This window comes from Chishuiella changwenlii (genome assembly GCF_900142565.1).
GTDB lineage: Bacteria > Bacteroidota > Bacteroidia > Flavobacteriales > Weeksellaceae > Empedobacter > Empedobacter changwenlii.
On record NZ_FRBH01000006.1, the window covers coordinates 1 to 20,775 of the forward strand.

The 20,775-nt window shown below is 29.9% G+C and carries 19 protein-coding genes and 1 rRNA gene; 7 read left to right on the plus strand and 13 right to left on the minus strand.

Going from position 1 to position 20,775, the window contains the following annotated elements:
• The 3 genes from rrf to BUA86_RS07905 form a co-directional block, all read left to right on the plus strand.
• Positions 1-88 (plus strand): 5S ribosomal RNA (gene rrf, locus BUA86_RS07895); the annotation flags it as partial.
• Positions 89-499: 411 nt separating this feature from the next.
• Complete coding sequence (locus tag BUA86_RS07900; protein ID WP_072931500.1) at positions 500-1,705, plus strand: GTP-binding protein; 1,206 nt, start codon at positions 500-502, stop codon at positions 1,703-1,705.
• Between the two features lie 29 nt (positions 1,706-1,734).
• Positions 1,735-3,132 carry an alkaline phosphatase gene (locus BUA86_RS07905; RefSeq protein ID WP_072931503.1) on the plus strand — a complete coding sequence of 466 codons (1,398 nt, stop codon included), beginning with the start codon at positions 1,735-1,737 and terminating at the stop codon, positions 3,130-3,132.
• Positions 3,133-3,234: 102 nt separating this feature from the next.
• Here the strand turns inward: BUA86_RS07905 and lysS are convergent, their stop codons facing one another.
• The 12 genes from lysS to ruvX form a co-directional block, all read right to left on the minus strand.
• The gene (gene lysS, locus BUA86_RS07910) at positions 3,235-4,938 is read right to left on the minus strand and encodes a lysine--tRNA ligase (RefSeq protein ID WP_072931505.1); all 1,704 of its coding nucleotides are present in this window, start codon (positions 4,936-4,938) and stop codon (positions 3,235-3,237) included.
• A gap of 103 nt (positions 4,939-5,041) precedes the next feature.
• Positions 5,042-6,049 (minus strand): hypothetical protein, encoded by a 1,008-nt coding sequence (locus BUA86_RS07915; RefSeq protein WP_072931507.1) that lies wholly within the window; start codon positions 6,047-6,049, stop codon positions 5,042-5,044.
• 68 nt (positions 6,050-6,117) lie between these two features.
• Positions 6,118-7,056: a hypothetical protein gene (locus tag BUA86_RS07920; protein WP_072931509.1), complete on the minus strand. Its 939-nt coding sequence runs from the start codon at positions 7,054-7,056 to the stop codon at positions 6,118-6,120.
• Positions 7,057-7,088: 32 nt separating this feature from the next.
• Positions 7,089-8,465, minus strand: a complete 1,377-nt coding sequence (locus BUA86_RS07925) for a DNA recombination protein RmuC (RefSeq protein ID WP_072931511.1) — start codon at positions 8,463-8,465, stop codon at positions 7,089-7,091.
• 109 nt (positions 8,466-8,574) lie between these two features.
• Positions 8,575-9,093: a CvpA family protein gene (locus BUA86_RS07930; RefSeq protein WP_072931513.1), complete on the minus strand. Its 519-nt coding sequence runs from the start codon at positions 9,091-9,093 to the stop codon at positions 8,575-8,577.
• Complete coding sequence (locus tag BUA86_RS07935; RefSeq protein WP_072931515.1) at positions 9,093-10,253, minus strand: cysteine desulfurase family protein; 1,161 nt, start codon at positions 10,251-10,253, stop codon at positions 9,093-9,095. The genes BUA86_RS07930 and BUA86_RS07935 overlap by 1 nt, the downstream gene beginning before the upstream one ends.
• Before the next feature lie 95 nt (positions 10,254-10,348).
• A complete protein-coding gene (locus tag BUA86_RS07940) occupies positions 10,349-11,152 on the minus strand; it encodes a DUF4846 domain-containing protein (RefSeq protein ID WP_072931517.1) in 804 nt (267 codons plus the stop codon).
• Positions 11,153-11,171: 19 nt separating this feature from the next.
• The gene (uvrB, locus tag BUA86_RS07945) at positions 11,172-13,166 is read right to left on the minus strand and encodes an excinuclease ABC subunit UvrB (protein ID WP_072931519.1); all 1,995 of its coding nucleotides are present in this window, start codon (positions 13,164-13,166) and stop codon (positions 11,172-11,174) included.
• 346 nt (positions 13,167-13,512) lie between these two features.
• A complete protein-coding gene (mazG, locus tag BUA86_RS07950) occupies positions 13,513-14,277 on the minus strand; it encodes a nucleoside triphosphate pyrophosphohydrolase (RefSeq protein ID WP_072931520.1) in 765 nt (254 codons plus the stop codon).
• Positions 14,278-14,287: 10 nt separating this feature from the next.
• Positions 14,288-14,884 carry a DUF5606 family protein gene (locus BUA86_RS07955; RefSeq protein WP_072931522.1) on the minus strand — a complete coding sequence of 199 codons (597 nt, stop codon included), beginning with the start codon at positions 14,882-14,884 and terminating at the stop codon, positions 14,288-14,290.
• Between the two features lie 20 nt (positions 14,885-14,904).
• Positions 14,905-15,480, minus strand: coding sequence for a peptide deformylase (gene def / locus BUA86_RS07960; protein WP_072931524.1), 576 nt, complete (start codon positions 15,478-15,480; stop codon positions 14,905-14,907).
• A gap of 43 nt (positions 15,481-15,523) precedes the next feature.
• A complete protein-coding gene (ruvX, locus tag BUA86_RS07965; RefSeq protein WP_072931525.1) occupies positions 15,524-15,937 on the minus strand; it encodes a Holliday junction resolvase RuvX in 414 nt (137 codons plus the stop codon).
• Positions 15,938-16,029: 92 nt separating this feature from the next.
• Between ruvX and BUA86_RS07970 the strand changes: the two genes are divergently transcribed.
• The 4 genes from BUA86_RS07970 (at position 16,030) to BUA86_RS07985 (ending at position 19,939) form a co-directional block, all read left to right on the plus strand.
• Positions 16,030-16,845, plus strand: a complete 816-nt coding sequence (locus BUA86_RS07970) for a 2,3,4,5-tetrahydropyridine-2,6-dicarboxylate N-succinyltransferase (RefSeq protein WP_072931527.1) — start codon at positions 16,030-16,032, stop codon at positions 16,843-16,845.
• 169 nt (positions 16,846-17,014) lie between these two features.
• The gene (locus BUA86_RS07975) at positions 17,015-18,076 is read left to right on the plus strand and encodes a glycosyltransferase family 9 protein (RefSeq protein WP_072931529.1); all 1,062 of its coding nucleotides are present in this window, start codon (positions 17,015-17,017) and stop codon (positions 18,074-18,076) included.
• A gap of 74 nt (positions 18,077-18,150) precedes the next feature.
• Positions 18,151-19,029 carry an ACP S-malonyltransferase gene (gene fabD, locus BUA86_RS07980; protein WP_072931531.1) on the plus strand — a complete coding sequence of 293 codons (879 nt, stop codon included), beginning with the start codon at positions 18,151-18,153 and terminating at the stop codon, positions 19,027-19,029.
• A 4-nt stretch (positions 19,030-19,033) separates the two neighbouring features.
• Positions 19,034-19,939 (plus strand): GYDIA family GHMP kinase, encoded by a 906-nt coding sequence (locus tag BUA86_RS07985; protein ID WP_072931533.1) that lies wholly within the window; start codon positions 19,034-19,036, stop codon positions 19,937-19,939.
• Here BUA86_RS07985 and BUA86_RS07990 read toward each other — a convergent pair whose 3' ends face one another.
• Positions 19,940-20,719, minus strand: a complete 780-nt coding sequence (locus BUA86_RS07990; protein ID WP_072931534.1) for a lipopolysaccharide kinase InaA family protein — start codon at positions 20,717-20,719, stop codon at positions 19,940-19,942.
• Between the last annotated feature and the right edge of the window lie 56 nt (positions 20,720-20,775).

Sequence of the window (20,775 nt, forward strand, 5' to 3'; positions counted from 1 at the left end):
GGCTCACCTCTTCCCATTCCGAACAGAGAAGTTAAGCCTGCCTGCGCCGATGGTACTGTTACTACGGGAGAGTAGGTCGTCGCCAGTTTTTAATTAAAAGCCTCAAGTGAATAACTTGAGGCTTTTTTGTGTTCATAGAGATTTTGAGATAGTAGAAACTAGATAGGAGATTATTGTACAATGTAAAAAGTATAATGTACAATGTAAAGAGTACAATGTAGCTTAGACTTCTTAAAACTAACCTCCAACCTCCAATTTCTAACTTCGAGTTTCCAACTTAACAATCCTTATACCTAATAATCTTAAATCTTATATCCAAGCTAAAGAAAATTTAATAATTAAATGATTTTAATTTATTAATGCGATTATAATGCATTAATAAAGTTTTTTATATATTTGCGATTCAATCGCATTAAATATTTTTCATATTATACTAGATATATAGTAGAGTAGGAATAGTAATATTTATCGATTTAAATTATAATTCTTTAGAATACTTATGCAAAATAAAAAACTTCCAGTCACTGTACTTAGTGGCTTTTTAGGAGCTGGAAAAACTACTTTATTAAATCATATTCTACATAATAAAGATGGATTAAAAGTAGCTGTAATCGTTAATGATATGAGCGAAATTAATGTAGATGCTCGGTTGGTAGAAAATCAAAATACACTTTCTAGAACAGAAGAGAGATTGGTTGAAATGAGTAATGGCTGTATTTGTTGTACACTTCGGGAAGATCTTATGATAGAAGTTGAAAAGTTAGCCAAAGAAAATAGATTCGATTATTTACTGATAGAGAGTACTGGAATTAGTGAGCCTATTCCTGTTGCTCAAACTTTTTCATTTATTGATGAAGAAAATGAAATAGATCTTTCTAAATTTAGTTATATAGATACAATGGTAACTGTTGTGGATTGTTTAAATTTCTTTAATGATTTCTCAAGTAATGAACTTTTACTTGACAGAGATTTAACGGATATGGAAGAAGATTATAGAACGATAGTAAACTTGTTAACAGATCAAATAGAATTTGCAAATGTGATTATATTAAATAAAACAGATCTTGTTTCAGATGAAATAATAGGACTATTAGAAATTACGTTACATAAGTTGAATCCAGATGCTAAGATTATTAAATCTGAATTTAGTAAAGTTAATCCAAATGAAATATTGAATACGGGTCTTTTTGATTTCGAAACGGCTCAATTATCAGCTGGTTGGCAAAAAGAATTAGAAGCAGAAAATCATACACCAGAAACAGAAGAATATGGAATTAGTTCTTTTGTTTTTAGAAATCCAAAACCTTTTCATCCAGAGCGTTTATGGAATTATTTAAATACAGAATATCCAGATACAGTTATAAGAGCTAAAGGTTTATTTTGGTTAGCTTCTCGACCAGAAGAGGCTTTAAATTTTTCTCAAGCAGGTGGTTCTTCTCGTTTAGAAAGAGCAGGAGTATGGTGGTGTAGTATGCCCATGAGTGAGCGTTTAATGTATAATTCTTTTATAGAAAACCAAGCGTATATAGAAAATAAATGGGACAAATTTTGGGGAGATCGAATGAATGAATTGGTTTTTATTGGTCAATACATAGAGAAAGATAAGATGATTTCTAATTTGGAAGAATGTTTGTTAAGAGACGATGAGAATTATTTATTCGAAAATAATTTTAAATTTATAGATCCATTTCCTGTAAATATTTAAAAAATAATTATTATAAAAAACTATAAAGAATGAATAGGCGTAAATTTTTAAAGAGATCAGCATTATTATCTGGACTTCTTGCTCTTAATCCAATTGACACTTTTGCTAATACAGATGCAAAATCTATTTCTGGCACAAAAGGTAAAGCCAAAAATATAATCTTTATGATTAGTGATGGTATGAGTTCTGGAACATTGGCAATGGCTAATCTCTATTCAAAAAATGTGCTTGGAAGAAGTACCAATTGGATGAACTTATATACAGAAAATAAAGTTTCGAGAGCGCTTATGGATACTGCCTCTGCTAGCTCTATTGTGACAGATTCTTCTGCTGCAAGTTCTGCTTTTGGAGGAGGAATTCGTGTTAAGAATGGAACTTTAAATATAGGAGCTAATGGAGAAAAACATTTACCTATTTGGCAAGAATGGAAGAAAAAAGGTAAAAAAACAGGTTGTGTTACGAGCGTTACTATTACGCACGCTACTCCAGCAGGTTTTTGTATCAATTCATCTAGTCGAAATGCAGAGCCAGAAATAGCAGAGATGTATGCTGAAATTGGTTTTGATGTGATGATGGGTGGAGGAGATGAATTTTTTAATCCTTTAAAAAGAGAAGATAAAAAAGATGTCTATGAAACTTATCGCCAAAAGAATTATCAGATAGCTAAAAACAAATCAGACTTACAAAATATAAAAAAGAATAAACCTTTATTGGGAATTTTTAATACTGGTGCTTTACCATATTCTATAGATAAAGTAAATGATAAATCTTTTCAAAATACACCTACTTTAGCAGAAATGTCTAAAACTGCAATAGATCAAATGAAGGATCATGATAAAGGGTTTTTATTGCAAATAGAAGGAGGAAAGGTTGATTGGGCTGCGCATGCCAATGATATTCCTGCATTAATTCATGACCAGTTAGCATTTGACGAAGCTGTTAAGGTTGCAATGGATTTTGCTGAAAAAGATGGTAATACACTTGTTATTATTACAACAGATCATGGTAATGCAAATCCAGGAATTATTTATGATGCAGATGCTACAAAGAAATTTGAGAGTATATCTAATTATAAATTTTCTAATGAATATCTTTTAAATTCATTGCATAGTGATTTTAATTTACAACAAATTAAAGATCTAGTTTTTGAAATGAATCAATTTAGTTTAACTGATAAAGAAGCTTTAGAGCTATTAAGTTTTTATAACGGTTTAGAAAAAGAAGATGGTCTTTATAATTATAAAAAATTACCTTATAAACTATTCTCAGAAATTCAAAAGAAACATAATTCAGTAGGATGGATGAGTATGGATCATTCTTCAGACTATGTTGAGTTGGCTATGTATGGTCCAGGAAGTGAACAATTAAAACCATTTGTTAAAAATACAGATGTACATCAGATAATGCAAAATGCTTTAGGGAAATAGTCAATTAGTTGTTTTGATACGTTATTATATCTTACAATTTATAATATATTGCATAAAAAAAGCTCAACATTAAGTTGAGCTTTTTTGTGAAATGGAGTTATATTATTCACCTAAAAATGAAACTGTTTTGATGTCTCCATCTACAGTAACTTTTGTTAAGTTATATTTTGATAAGTTTTTCATTGATTTATCCCATTTTTTTCCGCTAAGCGCAGCTTGAGATTTTAATTCATTTAAATCAATGTTATCATTTGCTTTTAAAATAGCAATAATTTGAGTTTCTTCTTCTGTTAATTCGTAAGCAGGTGCTGCTTTTTCTGGACGCATTTGAGGGAAGAATAAAACTTCTTGAATAGATGGGTTGTTTGTTAAGAACATAATTAAACGATCCATACCAATTCCTAAACCACCTGTTGGAGGCATACCAAATTCTAATGCTCTTAAGAAATCTTCGTCTATAAATTCTCCAGCTTCATCGTCACCTTTTGCAGATAATTTTAATTGCTCTTCAAAACGCTCACGTTGATCTATAGGATCATTTAACTCTGAATATGAGTTAGCAATCTCTTTACCACAAACCATTAATTCGAAACGCTCTGTTAAGTTTGGATTATCGCGGTGTTGTTTTGTTAAAGGAGACATTTCTTTTGGATAATCTGTAATGAAAGTTGGTTGAATGTAATTTCCTTCACATTTTTCACCAAAAATTTCATCGATTAATTTTCCAACACCCATTGTCTCGTTCACTTCAATACCCATTCCTTTAGCAGCTTCAAATAATTCTGCTTCAGATTTTCCTTCGATATCAAATCCTGTGAAATCTATAATAGATTGACGCATTGTTACACGTTTGTATGGCGCTTTAAAGTCAATTTCGTGTTCTCCGAATGTTGTTTTAGAAGTTCCGTTTACAGAAATAGCACAATGCTCTAATAATTGCTCTGTAAAATCCATCATCCAATTGTAATCTTTGTAAGCTACATAGATTTCCATTGCTGTAAATTCTGGATTATGTGTACGGTCCATTCCTTCGTTACGGAAGTTTTTAGAGAATTCGTAAACACCTTCGAAACCACCAACGATTAATCTTTTTAGATATAACTCGTTTGCAATACGCATGTATAAAGGAATATCTAAAGAATTGTGATGTGTAATGAATGGACGTGCAGCAGCTCCTCCAGGAATAGATTGTAAAACTGGAGTTTCAACTTCCATGTATCCACGGTCGTTAAAGAAATTACGCATTGCAGTAAATAAACGTGTACGTTTTAAGAAAATTTCTTTTACATGTGGATTTACAACTAAATCTACATAACGCATACGGTAACGTAATTCTGGATCTGTAAACGCATCAAAAACGTTTCCTTCTTCATCAGTTTTAACAACTGGTAAAGGACGTAATGTTTTTGATAACATTTTTAAGTTAGTAACATGAACAGAAATTTCACCAACTTTAGTTTTAAATTGATAACCTTCAATTCCTATAAAGTCACCAATATCCATTAATTTCTTAAAAATAGTATTGTATTCAATTCCTTCTTCTGTAGAAGAAATATCATCTCTTGAAATGTAGATTTGGATACGACCTTCGCTATCTTGTAATTCTGCGAAAGAAGCTTTTCCCATTACACGAACACTCATCAATCGTCCAGCAAGCTTGACAACCTTTCCGTCTTCGTATTTATCCTTTATTTCTTTAGAATTAGAAGTTACCACGAATTCTTCGGCAGGGTAAGGCTCAACGCCTAAGTCTCTTAATTGTTGTAGTTTTTCTCTACGAATAATTTCTTGTTCAGACAATTGCATAGTGAATATAATTTATATAAAATGATTGCAAAACTATGAAAAATAATCCTGAATCACGAAGTTTTGATGTGAATAATTAACCTTGAAATGTAAGAAGCTGATGTTAATCAACTAATTCGAAACGACGTTCTAATGTATAATCAGTATCTTGGAATTTTACTTTCTTTGTTTCAATACTATAAGAAATCCATCCATTATCTTTAATACGAGAAGTCGTTTTTACATAATATTTGATTTCGTCCTTTAAACGAGCTTCAGAAGGTTCTTCTGTTTTAAGCTTAACAGCAAGTTCTTTTAAATAAGTATACCAAGAATTAGATAACCATTCTTGATTAGCTTCTTGCATACTAGACATAATGTAGTTTGTTTGCGAAGCACTTATCTCATTCAATTTAATTGCTGTTTTTGCAGGAGTAGGAGATGTACTAAATAAATTATCCATATAAGATTCGTAAACATAAGGTTCACTTCCTAAAGTAAATTTACTTTTCCCATAAAATTGATGAAATTGACGAATATCTTTTTCAAACAGTTTTGTTACATTTTCTTCAGTAGAATAATGCTGAATATTCTTTTTTATTAAAGCTAAAGCAGCAGGATTATCTAAATATTTATTTTCTAAATCTTCTGAAGAAAGTACGATTTCTTTTAAGGTCTGATCTAAATCTGTATAACCTAAGAATCTTCCATCCTGATCTATTTTAAATGAAATAGAAACATTGTTAACCAATGTAAATGGATTACTTAAAAATGATTTCGAATTGAATTGTACATTTCTAAAACTCCATTTAATAACTGTTTCGTTTTGATAAACATTTTGTACTTCTACAATAACATTATAACTGTATTGCTCTTGACTTGCAATTGTGTCATCAACTAATTTTACTTCGTTGTTGGTAACATTATATCTTTTTTTGTCGTTAATATTCCAATATGTTTTAGGAAAAACAGTCTGAATAGTATCTTCTTTTACAAAAATAGAATCTGCTTGTACAATAGGAGTAATACTATCTTTTATAGGTGCAGGTATACTGTCTTTAACAGGATTTTGTGCGGCTAATTTTGTTGCGAAAACTATAAAAAATAGATAATATGTTAGTTGAAATTTCATTTATAAATAATCATAAAGGAAGTCAAAAGTAATGCAAATAATCTTAATTATTGATACAAAAGTAAAATTTAATCATCCAATCTTTTGATAGTTAATTTATTAACAGTTTTTTTAGAGCCAATATTTAAACTAAATAAATAATCTGCTTTTAACAGGATAGAATTTAAGTCGTAAGTATTCTCGTATTTTACCTTAAGTTCAACAGTTTCAGAATATTTTTTAATCTCTTTCTTAACCTGTTCTTGTGTTAAGTTAAGTTTTGCATCATGCAACATATAGTAAGCCATTTCCTCCCACAATTTCTCAAAATCATCTTTACTTAAATTCTGATCAGATACAATTGTATAAGAACCATCTGCTAAATTTATTTCTTTTAAATAAGTATTTGTTGTTGATGAAATAGGAAAACCAAAAATGTTTTCTTGCATAGATTTTCCTTCATAGTATTCACCTAATCTAAAATATTGACCGTTGAAGAAGTTAAAAACATGCAACTCTTGTTCAAAAATATATGGAACATAAGTTTTAGATTTTACCATTTCCTCTATGTGCGTAATATTAGCTTTGTAATCTTCTGACTTTTTTTTCTGTTTACCTAATCTCTCCGTTACTTTTAATAAATTATTTTCAATGTCTGAAACATTTAATAACTCTAAAAATTCTCCTGCTGGATTTGTTGTAAACTGATATTTTATTCCTTCAGAATTATTGATGAAATCCCTATAAAAAGCATCAGGGTCATTAGAGCTGTTTTTACCGTTTACAAACTCAAATTTATTGGCAAAATCATTCTTGTCAATCAATTCTAAAGATTTTAATGAATTGTTGACTACTTTGGATATTGTATCGTTTACAGAAATCGAAAAATTTTGATCTGTAAATGAATAATTATAAACTTTATTTAATTCTAAATTTGGTTTTACCTGAACCGATTTTTCTTCGACATTTACTTGAGCAAAAATTGCTGGAGAGCAAAGTAAAATCAAGGTAAATAGATGTGTTTTCATTATGTTTAAATAGTAATACAAATATATAAGGATTATTGAATATCTTGATTATTTATTGAACGAATCATAGTATCTATTGGCTTGGTTTCTGAAATTTCTTTTTCCATTAATGACCCACCTATTTCTTTTAACTTTTTTACCTGTGGAATAAAACGATTTTCCAAAGAGCCAATTGCTTTATTATAGCTCTGTGTAGCTTGATTTAAATTATGTCCGACAGATGAAAAATGCTGAATTAATACATTTACACGATTGTATAATTCTATCCCTGCATCTCGCATTTGATAAATATTTTCTGCAACATTTAATTGTTGCCAGCTAAATGCAATTGTTCTTAACATTGTAATTAACGTTGTAGGTGTTGCAATAATAATACGATTGTTCAATGCATCTTCAATCAATGTTCGTTCCAATTCTAGTGCAGCACCAAAAGAACTTTCTATTTGTAAATACATAACTACATAATCTGGAGCATCTTTGTACTGATTCCAATAAGCTTTAGAGCTCAAATTTCTTAAATGTTCCCTTACTGCTTTTGCATGCAATTGTAAATGTCTTTTACGTGCGTCTTCATCTTCCGTTTCAAAAGCCGCCATATATTGATTTAGAGGAACTTTAGAATCAACTATGACTTTTCTGTTACCAGGTAGATTTACAATTAAATCTGGACGTAGCAGACCATTTTCTGATTGTACAGATGTTTGTTCTTCGAAATCACAAAAACTTGACATTCCTGCAAATTCAACAACTCTACGTAAACCAATTTCTCCATATTTTCCTCTCGTATGCGATGTTTTAAGAGCAGAAACCAATGTATTGGTTTCTTTTTGCAACTTGTCTGTTGTTCCTCTCATGGCATCTAAAAAGAATTTTATTTCAGAATATGCGCCTTCTCGTGCTTTTTCTATTTCAGATATTTTTCCATCAAATTTATTTAAACTTTCATTTAATGGTTTTATTAATGAATCTATTGCTTGTTGACGTTTTTCTAAATCATTTTTAGAATCTGAAAAATGTTTATCTAATGTTGTTTTTGCTAAATCTAAAAACTGTTCATTATTATTTTTTAAAACTTGAGCAGATAAAGATTCAAATTGTTCTTTTAATCTTTCATTCGTTTCTTGTATAAACAATTTCTGCTCATCTATGGTTTTTAAAGTTTCTTGATAGCGAACAGATAATTCAGTATTTTTTTCTCGTTCTTTTTGCCATTGATCAAGATTAAAATTAGCATCATCTTTTACTTCTAAAAACTCATTTTTTAAATTCTCTTGTTGTTTTAGAAGCTCTTGATATTTAATTTCATTCCCTATAATAGCTGAATTAGCTTTTGACTTGGAATATAAAAAACTAATAACAGCTCCTATAATAAAAAATAATATGGCTGTAAGAATAATTGAACTATCCATGGTTGAAAATTTTAAACAAAGAAATTACTTTTTACGACAAAACATGTCGTTTATATGAAAAAATATAAATAAAAAAGGATTCACAAATTTGCGAATCCTTTTCTTTATATTAAATAGATTCTTGTGAATCTTTTCTTAAATTATTATTTGTTTCAAAGATTGAATTCTTTATAAACTCGGCACTTTCTGTTAAGAGAGGTAAAATCTTACTTTTGTCTTTGGTTTCTTTAAAGCCTAATTCTAAAATAGGATTAACGTAATATAAGACACTCGAACATAACATAAGGTATAAAACTAAACCTAAAGCAGCTCCACCAAGTCTATTAACCAATCCTAGACCAATTGCCTCTACCAATTTTTGGGTTAGACTAGAAATTATTTTTATGGTAAAAAAAGCGATTCCAAATGTTAAGACTAATGCAACTAAAGATGTTAATCCGTCGGCTACGATATTGTAATCATTTACAAAAACTTCTACCATTTGATAAAATTTAAAACTTAACCAAATAGCAATAAAAAATCCTACAACACCAATTAATTGAGAAATAAAACCTTTAAAAAAACCATTAACAAATCCAAAAACTAATGCAATTAAAATAAGAACATCAAGTTGATTAAATTCTGGCATTATGCATTTTGTAATTGATGTTTAGCGGCAATTTTTTTCAACGTATTGATTAAAGTATCAATATCCTCTTTGCTTGTTTCATAAGAAAATGAAACACGTAAAGGTGTCATTTGACTAATTTCATCTTCGTTATAAATTGTTGACATTACAGTAGAAACTTTTGCGGCACCAGAACTGCAAGCACTTCCTTGAGAAATTGCAATACCAGCTAACTCTAATTCAAAACCGATTAATGCATCATGAAAAGGTAATTTTATACTTAATAAAGCATATAAACTTTTGTCTAAATCTGCAGATAATCCATTAAAACCAACTCCAGGAATTGCTTCTTGTAATTGTTGAATAGTATATTGTTTAATTTCTTTAATGTGTTGTACATGCTCATCTAATTCGTCAAGAGCAAGATCAAATGCTTTAGAAAGACCTACAATTCCATATACATTTTCAGTACCAGAACGTAAACCTCTTTCTTGTCCACCACCAGAAATTAATGCTTTAAGATGTGAAGCTTTTTTTGCATAAAGAAAACCAGCTCCTTTAGGACCATGAATTTTGTGTGCAGAACATGACGCAAAATCAACTCCTAAATCTTGAAAATCTAAATCATAATGACCAACAGTTTGTACTGTATCAGTATGGAATAATGTATTATTTTCTTGACATAATTTAGAGATATATTTAACGTCCGTTAAATTTCCAATCTCATTATTGGCGTGCATTAAAGAAACTAATGTTTTTTTAGATTGATCTTTTAACAATTCTTCTAATTGTTGATAATCTATATTTCCATTTTTTAAGATATTTAAACGAATTACTTCGGCTTTACCTCTGTATTCGATATCTTTAATACTTTCTATAACACATTTATGCTCTAAATCTGTTGTTATAATTCGCGTTACATCTAAATCATTTACACAAGAACGAATAATTGTATTATTGGACTCTGTTCCGCAAGAAGTAAAGTAAATTTCTGCAGGAGAAACATTTAATCGTTGAGCAATATTCTTCCTCGATAACTCTATAAGTGCCTTGGCTTCTCTACCAAAAACGTGTGTAGAAGATGGGTTTCCAAAAACATTTTTCATAACATTTGCCATTTCGTCAACTACTTCTGGACGAATTGCTGTTGTTGCTGCGTTATCTAAATATACTCTTTGCATGTAATGATATTTTACTCTGACTATTATTTTATTAAAGCTCTTTTAGCTGTAATCAACAAATTTAGTAAAAATGAAGAGATTAAGAAAGGATTTTTTTATTTAAAACGCATTACATCCGAAGTAGAAAATCTCCATTCAGGTGTAAAAAGAATACCAGTTTTAGCTTCGTACCAAGGAGAAATATTATCATTACTAGGATTAACTAAAATCTGAATATCTTGACTTGGATAATATCCTTGTGCAAGAATGAAAATTTTATTTCCATTTGCGTCTTTTGCCATGTCGATTATAATAACCGCATGATTTCTTATATTTCCTGTCTGAAAGAAAACATCTCCAATTTCTATATTTTCAAATTGGATTGGTTTTAAGAGTTGTTTTATTGTATTTGAAGTTGTATTTTCTAAATAATAAATTAAATAGCTGTCGAAAGTTGCTTTAGATAAATCTCCCTTTGCAAATTTTGTGTATGGAGTAGGCTTCGTTTCAATATTAGCCATTTTATCCATTTCATTGTATTTTTTATTTTGATAAAAATATTCTAATCGAAGTCTAATAATAGCATTTGCATTAAACTGAACATTCTTTTTAGGTTGATCCAAATCTAAAACACCAACATAAATATTAGGATTAGGTTTTCTTATTTCATCAAATGTATAAACAGGAATTTTACTATTCTTCAACGAAATATCATTTAACCATTTTGCAAATGATGATAAATCTTTATTTCGATTATAATTTACTGGTGTTTGATACCGAGTAAAAATTTTTAATTCCTTGCATCTAATAATTTTAGTTTCATTCGTATCAGCAAATTCACTGTTAGATGAAGATTTGAAAATATGAGAATTACACGAAAATAAAAGAACGATAGAAAATATAAAAACTGAAAACTTCATTATAAAAAGATTGATGATTTTACTTTACTTGCGATAAAATTTGGATTTGATCTCTTAATTCTGCGGCTTTCAAAAAATCGAGGTTTTTTGCAGCTTTTTCCATCTCCTTTTGCAATTTTTCTATCATCTTTTCTTTATCTTCTGTTGAATAATTTTCGTTTATTTCGGCAGCTTCTTGTAAGATATGTTTTTGTTCGTATGGATTTTCTTCAAATTCAGCAGCAGCTAAACTTAATTTTGTAATTTTCTTGTTAAGTGCTTGTGGAACTTTGTTATGTTCTACGTTATATTTCATTTGAATTTCTCTACGGCGATTGGTTTCATCAATTGTTAACTGCATACTATCTGTAATTCTATCAGCATACATAATTGCTAAACCATTTATATTTCTTGCAGCACGACCAACTGTTTGCGTAAGTGAACGATGGCTACGTAAGAATCCTTCTTTATCTGCATCTAAAATAGCAACAAGAGAAACCTCAGGTAAATCTAAACCTTCTCTTAATAAGTTAACACCAACTAAAACATCAAATAGGCCAGAACGTAAATCTGCCATAATTTGAACACGCTCTAATGTATCAACATCAGAATGTATATAACGACAGCGAACACCATATTTGGTTAAATATTTCGTTAATTCTTCTGCCATTCGTTTTGTAAGAGTGGTAACTAAAACACGTTCATCTAATTCGACGCGTTTATTAATTTCCTCCATCAAGTCATCAACCTGATTTTGTGTTGGACGAATTTCAATTATTGGATCTAATAAACCAGTTGGGCGAATAACTTGTTCTACAACAACACCTTCAGATTTTTCTAATTCGTAATTAGCAGGCGTAGCAGAAACATAAATTACTTGGTTTTGTAAAGCTTCAAATTCTTCGAACTTTAATGGGCGATTGTCCATTGCAGCAGGAAGTCTAAATCCGAATTCAACCAAATTCTCTTTACGAGATCTATCTCCACCATACATAGCATGTACTTGAGAAACAGTTACGTGAGATTCGTCAATAACCATTAAATAATCTTCTGGGAAATAATCTAATAAACAGAAAGGGCGAGTACCTGGTTCTCTACCATCTAAATAGCGAGAATAGTTTTCTATTCCAGAACAATAACCCAATTCTTTTATCATTTCTAAATCGAATTCGGTTCTTTCTTGTAAGCGTTTTGCTTCTAATCCTTTTCCTATTTCTCTAAAATAATCTACTTGTTTACCTAAATCGAGCTGAATGCTTTCGATTGCACCATTTAAAGTGTCTTTTGACGTAACAAAAAGATTAGCAGGATATAGATTAATTTTATCTAGTTTAGAAGTTGTTTTTCCCGTTTCAACATTAAAAACAGAGATTTCTTCTATTTCATCTCCAAAAAAGTTTACTCGAATTCCATCATCTGCATATGCAGGAAAAATATCTAACGTATCACCTTTTATTCTAAAGTTACCTCGTTGAAAAGCACCTTCTGTTCTAGAATATAAAGCTTGAACTAATTTATGTAAAAAAGCAGTTCTAGAAATAATTTGTCCTATCTCAATCTGAATAACATTTTTATGAAACTCGTTTGGATTTCCGATACCATATAAACAAGAAACAGATGCTACAACTAATATATCTCTTCGTCCTGAAAGTAGGGAAGAGGTTGTACTTAAACGAAGTTTCTCAATTTCTTCGTTAATAGATAAATCTTTCTCGATATATGTTCCCGAAGAAGGAATGTATGCCTCTGGTTGATAATAATCGTAATATGAGACAAAATATTCAACAGCATTGTTTGGGAAAAACTCTTTGAACTCCATATACAATTGTGCTGCCAATGTTTTATTATGTGCTAAAACCAACGTGGGACGTTGTATGTCTTGCACAACATTTGCTATTGTAAATGTTTTACCAGAACCAGTTACACCTAGAAGTGTTTGATAACGATCGTTTTGAAGAATACCTTTCGATAATTCTTCTATTGCTTTTGGTTGATCACCAGTAGGACTAAATTCCGAGTTTAATTGAAACTGCATTTTACAAATTTATTAAAAAAAATACTAAAAAGTAAAAATTGAGTGTTGTTAAATTAGGAGGTATATGATTTTAAGAAGAAAAATAAAAAGGCGACAATTAGTCACCTTTTCATCAAAACCACAAAAAAATGAGAAAACTGTTTACAAAGTAAACAAACTTCCTTCCATTATTACAAGCTACTGCTCGCTATAACCATTACAAATATATGTCGGTTTTCTCACTCTTAGCAATAAAGTGTAATACTTTGTTTTATTGGTGTTGATAAGCGTTTCTTATAATGTGTATAAAGTGCTTTAAAATAGAAGTTTTGTATTTTTCAAAGCAACTTATAGTGTTTTTATTACACTAGCGAATTTTCGCTGTATTCCATAGGATTTCTAGCTCAGAAAGCGTTAAGTCAGCTATGTTTTGATTATTTTCTTTTGCAATTTCTTCTAATTTCTGAAATCTACTGATAAATTTTTTATTAGAACGCTCTAAAGCATCTTCAGAATTGATTCCTATAAAACGACCATAATTGATTAATGAAAATAAAATATCCCCAAATTCCATTTCTTTTTCAATAGAATTTTCTTCTTGTTTAAATTCGATTATCTCTTCTTGGATTTTATCAAAAACTTGCTCAGAATTTTCAAACTCAAAGCCAACGCCTTTTACTTTATCTTGGATTCTGTATGCTTTTACCATTGCAGGTAATGAAGTAGGAACACCAGAAAGAACAGATTTATTTCCCTCTTTCAATTTTATTTGTTCCCAATTTTGAAGAACTTTTTCCTCTGTATCTGCATTTACATCACCGTATATATGTGGATGGCGATGAATTAATTTATCACAAATACTATTTAAAACATCTGCAACATCAAATTGATTTTGTTCTGCAGCTATTTTAGAATAAAAAACTAGGTGAAGAAATACATCACCTAGTTCTTTTTTTATTTCATCTGAATCTTTTTCGATGATGGCATCCGAAAGTTCGTAAATTTCTTCTATGGATAACGTGCGTAACGATTCCATTGTTTGTTTACGATCCCAAGGACATTTTTCACGTAATTCATCCATAATATCTAACAATCTTTCGAAAGCTTGTAATTGATTTTTACGTGTGCTCATCTTCTAAAATTTATTCAGCGTCTTTTTCTTTTTTAGTTGTTTTTTTTGCAGCAGCCTTCTTTGCTGGTTTTTCTTCAGCAGTTTTTTCAGCAGCTTTTTTTGCTGGAGCTTTCTTTTTTGGTTTCTCTTCAGCAACAACTTCTTCTTTAGTTTCTTCAACTTGTTGTGCAACCTCAGCGTCTTGTGCTTCTTGTGCAGCAATAGCAGCTTCTACAGCAGCTAAGTCAATGTTTAATAAACCATTTTTGTGTAAGATATTATACCATTGGAATAATTTTTTAAGATCAGAATCATAAACTCTAGAATCGTCATATTCTGGTAAAATTTCTTCCATGTATTTACGCAATTCTGCACCGCCAGATTTGTGGTCGATTGTTTCTCCACCATTTTCTTTTTTGTAAATTCTAAAGAAAACTTCAGCTAAAGGAAATTCTTGTGAAATACCATAAATAGCAACATTATCTAATAAACTAACATTGTAGTTAGAAGCGATTGAGATTTTTTTACCTTTTTCTAAATCTTCAACAACAAAACCAGCTCTTGTTTGAGAGATTAAACGGTATAATCCTGGTTTTCCTGAAATAGCGATAACTCTTGATAAATCCATATTTTATTATGTTTAAGGGTCTATGAAGGGAATTTCATTTTGTAACTTGTCGTTACTTTCCCTTTTGTTATATTTTTTAATTTATTACTTATTAACTTCTTTTTAAAGTTCGAAATATAATCAATAAAAAGCTTTCCTTCCAAATGATCATATTCGTGTTGAATAACGCGAGCACGAATATCGGAAAAAGTTTCGGTATGTTTTACCCAATTTTCATCAAAATATTCTAATGTTACAGATTCTGGTCTTGTAACTTCTTCATGAATATGAGGAATACTTAAACAACCTTCTGTAAATGCCCATTCGTCACCTTCAGAATGATCTACTTTCTTAGGATTGATGAAAACACGTTTAAAGTCTTTTAACTCATCTTTAATATCTTCATAATCTTCGTCTTCTTCAAAAGGAGAACAGTCTACAATAAATAAACGAATATCTTTCCCTATTTGTGGAGCTGCAATACCAACACCATTAGAGTCGTACATTGTATCGTACATATTTTCGATTAACTCGTTTAAATTTTTGTAATCTTGATCTATTTCTTGTGAAACTTTACGTAAGACAGGATCTCCGTAAGCTACAACTGGTAGTACCATTTTTTGGTCTTTTTATTTAATTTAACGGCAAAGATACAATTTGTTACAATTTATGCGACAAAAATGATTGCAAAATTATTACAGCACTTACTTTATCTACCATTCCTTTTTCTTGACGTTTCTTTTTTTTCATTCCACCCTCAAACATAGCACGTGATGCCATTTTAGATGTAAACATTTCGTTTTCTCTATGTACTTTAATTGTAGGGAACTCTACAGAAAACTTTTGAAGAAAGGGTTGAATTTGATTTTCAATGTCATTTAATTCTCCCGAAAATCTTACAGATAAACCAACAACCAGATCAGAAACGTTTTCTTTTGCGATGTATTGTTTTAAAAATTCTAATAATTTAGAAGTTTCAATTGTATCCAAAGGGGAAGCAATAATTTGCAATTCATCCGTAACTGCAATTCCTGTTCTTTTTCCTCCGTAATCTAATGCTAATATTCTCGACATTTTGCAAATTTATAAAAACGATACAATAATAAACAATCTCTATGGAAAGGCTTCATATTTAATTTTTATATTTGTGACAATATTTATTAAAAATGGAGAACTTAAGACAACTTATAGAAAAAGCTTGGGACAATAGAGATTTGTTACAAGAAGAGGCTACTCAAAAAGCAATTCGTGAGGTAATAGAATTAATTGATAATGGACAATTACGTTGTGCAGAACCAGTTGCAGACGGTTGGCAAGTAAACGAATGGGTAAAGAAAGCAGTTGTAATGTATTTCCCTATTCAAAAAATGGAAACTTTAGAAGCTGGAATTTTTGAATACCATGATAAAATGGAATTAAAACGTAATTATGCTGAAAAAGGTATTCGTGTTGTTCCTAACGCTGTTGCTCGTTACGGTGCTTACATTTCTTCAGGAGTTATTTTAATGCCATCTTATGTAAATATTGGTGCCTATGTTGACGAAGGAACAATGGTTGATACTTGGGCTACAGTTGGTTCTTGTGCGCAAATTGGTAAACATGTACATTTATCTGGAGGTGTTGGTATTGGAGGAGTTTTAGAGCCTTTACAAGCTGCACCAGTTATTATTGAAGATAATGCATTTATTGGTTCTCGTTGTATAGTTGTAGAAGGAGTACGTGTTGGTAAAGAAGCTGTTCTTGGTGCGAATGTAGTATTAACTGCATCAACAAAAATTATAGACGTTACTGGAGACGAGCCTGTAGAAATTAAAGGTTATGTTCCAGATCGTTCAGTTGTTATCCCTGGTTCTTACACGAAGAAATTTGCTGCAGGAGAATTTCAAGTTCCTTGTGCCTTAATTATTGGTACACGTAAAGAAAGTACAGATAAAAAGACTTCATTAAATGATGCTTTACGCGAACATAATGTAGCTGTATAATAAAACTAAATTTTATAAAGTATTATTTTAAAAAGGTAACCTTAATTATATAATACTTGAAAATAATATTAAATCATAACAGAATTAGTTCTGTTATGATTTATTTTTTTTGATTGTCTTCTACCAATCATTTATTTAGTAATTTTGCTATCTAACATAGCAGATTTATATGAAAATTTTGATTATCCAGCATAAGATGATAGGTGATGTATTAATAACATCATTATTGTGCGAAAATATCAAAAAAGCTTTTCCAACATCAACAGTTGATTATCTTATTAATACGAATACTTTACCAGTTTTGGAGAACAATCCGTACATCGACCATAAAATTATTTTTGATGAAAAAGAGAATAAAGGATTATTAAAATTAATTCAGTTTTCTAAAAAAGTTAATCAAAATAAATATGATATTGTTATAGACGCTTACTCTAAAATACAAAGTTGGGTGGATGTTTACATCAATAATGCACCTCAAAAAATATCGTATAAAAAAGTGGGAAGAACTTTTTTATATACTGATAATGTAGAAAAGCATACAGAACCACATTCTTATTTAGGTTTAGCAATAGAACATAGACTAGCATTATTAAGCCCTATTGGAATTAAGAAGCCTTTAGCTACTGAGCCAAAGTTGTATCTTAAAGAAGAAGAAATTTCTGCTGCAAAAGAATTATTTAAACATCATAATGTAGACTCTTCAAGAAAAACGGTAATGATAAGTTTATTAGGCTCAGATATGTCTAAAACTTATCCATTGAAGAAGATGGCAGAGATGGTAGATTTTGTAGGAAGTAATTATAATGTCAATATTTTATTTAATTATTTTCCAAAGCAGGCGGCACAAGCACAGCAAGTTTATAATCAATTATCAGAAAAAGCGAAGAAAAATCTTTATTTTGATTTATTGGGGAGTGATCTTCGTTCTTTTATTGCAATCGCCAATGAATGTGATTTAATTTTAGGAAATGATGGAGGAGCAATTAACATGGCAAAAGCTGTTGGTAAAAAATCATTTATTATTTTTTCTCCTTGGATAGATAAAAAAGTTTGGGCAACTTTTGAAGATGGAATTCTACATACAAGTGTCCATCTTAAAGATTATTTTCCTGAAAAATTTGATGGATTAAATAACAAACAAATAAAAAAGCAAGTAGATGAATATTATTCGATGTTTGATTTTGAATTGTTTAAAGATAAATTATTTACATTTTTAAACCAACATCTATAATAAATCTAAAAGTTTCACTAAATAAGCTAGTTTAAGATTTTATACTAAATTTGTAACGATATAAAAATAACACCATGAAAGCATATGTTTTTCCAGGACAAGGCGCTCAATTCACAGGAATGGGAAAGGACTTGTACGAAAATTCTACAATAGCAAAAGAATTATTTGAAAAAGCTAACGAAATATTAGGTTTTGATATCAAAACAATTATGTTCGAAGGTTCAGCAGAAGATTTAAAACAAACTAAAGTTACACAACCAGCAGTATTTTTACATTCTGTAATTTTAGCTAAAACTTTAGCTGATTTTAAACCAGAAATGGTTGCAGGACATTCTTTAGGAGAAATCTCTGCTTTAGTGGCGAACCAAACATTAGATTTTGAATCTGGTTTAAAATTAGTTTACAAACGTGCATTAGCAATGCAAGCTGCTTGTGAAGCAAAACCATCTACAATGGCAGCAATTTTAGGATTAGAAGATGAAATTGTAGAAAATGCATGTGCAGAAATAGACGGTGTTGTAGTTGCAGCAAATTACAATTGTCCAGGACAATTGGTAATTTCTGGAGAAATAGAGGCTGTAAATTTAGCATGTGAAAAACTAAAAGAATTAGGTGCAAAACGTGCTTTAGTTTTACCTGTTGGTGGAGCATTTCACTCTCCATTAATGAAACCAGCTGAAGAAGAATTGGCAAAAGCGATTGAGGAAACAACTTTCAATACTCCAATTTGTCCAGTTTATCAAAATGTAACAACAACTGCTGTTACAGATCCTGCGGAAATTAAGAAAAACTTAATTGCTCAATTAACTGCTCCAGTAAAATGGACACAATCTGTACAAAACATGATTGCAGATGGTGCAACAGAGTTTATTGAAGTAGGTCCAGGTAATACATTACAAGGATTAGTAAAGAAAATTAATAGAGAAGCTTCAACTTCTTCTGCAAGTATATAAAGAAATGAAAGAATTCCGTTCTAATGGAAAATTATTCCTTATCGGGGAATATATCGTAATGGATGGAGCCAAAGCATTTGCATTGCCCACAAAGTTTGGGCAATGTCTTTTTGTAGAAGAAAATCTTAACCAAGAAAATCTTATTTCTTGGAAAGCAAAAAAACACGATGATTCACTTTGGTTCGAAGCTCAATTTGAGTTAAGTTCATTAACTATAATTAAAACTTCTAATCAGAAATTAAGTGAATCTTTACAGAAAATTTTAGTTCAGGCTAAAAGTTTAAATCCATCTTTTTTTAATTCTAATTTAAGTTTTAAATGTGAAACAAAATTAGAATATCCGCAAGAATGGGGGTTGGGTAGTAGTTCTACTTTAATTGATTTAATCGCAAAATGGGTAGAAATTAATCCTTTCGAATTAAATAAACTAACATTTAATACAAGTGGTTATGATGTTGCATGTGCGCATCACTCACAACCTATCTTATTTTCAAATAATCCAATAACTACTCAATTAATTGATCTGAATTGGAATTTTATTGATGATTTATATTTTGTATATCTTAATCAAAAGCAAGATACACAAGCTGTTGTAGGGAATCATTATAAAAACAAAGAGAAAAATTGGGATTTGATTCATTATTTATCAGATTTAGTTGAGCAAGCAACTAAAGTTGAATCGTTAAATGAACTAGAAAGTATTTTAGATGAATATCAAGATAAATTAGCAGACTTTATGCATCAGCCAAAAGTAAAAGATTTATATTTTTCTGATTATAAAGGTTCCGTAAAAAGTCTAGGAGCTTGGGGAGGAGATTTTGTTTTAGTTACTAAAAGAGAAGGATTCGAAGAGTATTTTAAACAAAAAGGATACACTACAATTGTACCCTTTCGTGAAATGATTTTATAATTATTTTTTGCCAATTAAGGCTTTTAATTTCTTTTTTCTACGTTGTTTTTCATGGAATTTTTCTTGAAATTCTTCTGTTTTATCCCACATCGTATCAATTACTTTTTGTGCTGGTTGATTAATTAAGTTAGCATATTCTTTTGCCATAATTTCAACCATACCTTTTTGTGGTGTAAGTCGAGAAAAATTCTTCATTCTCAAATCAAAATCCATATTATCATGGAAATTCATTCTATTTAAATCAACTAAATAAAATTCATATTCATTCTCATTAATTTTTTTAATTAATGTGTTTCCTGGTGAATGATCCAAAAATTCAATTCCAGCTTCATGTAATTTATATGTAAATTGTGTAAACTGTTTAAGTATTTCATTTTTATTTGGATAGTCTGGGATTTCAACCAACTCGCGGTAAGTTAGGTCAGCTTCAACCAATTCACACAAATAATAGCTATCTAGAAATGTAAAAGCTGTTTTGTTTTCGATGTAAGCAATAGGAAAAGGCGTCTTAAAGTCTAAATCTACTAATCTATTTGCATACTCAAATGAACGTTCTGCTTTAGATTTTCTAAAAAAACGATAAACGACTTTATTGATAATATTCGGAATTTTAAACGACTTTATTGTAGCAGTTTTTCCACATTTTAGTGTCACTTTTTTTATCGAATTTCTTGTTCCTTTCGCGATATAATCATCAATTGAAGCGAAATTTTTTATAATTGATTCAACTTCACTTTCTGTTGTAGGAAATTGATTATTAAGAATGATTTTTGATGACATTGTATAAATCTTATAGTATTTATAGATTTAATCTATATTTATATTTACTGTCAAAG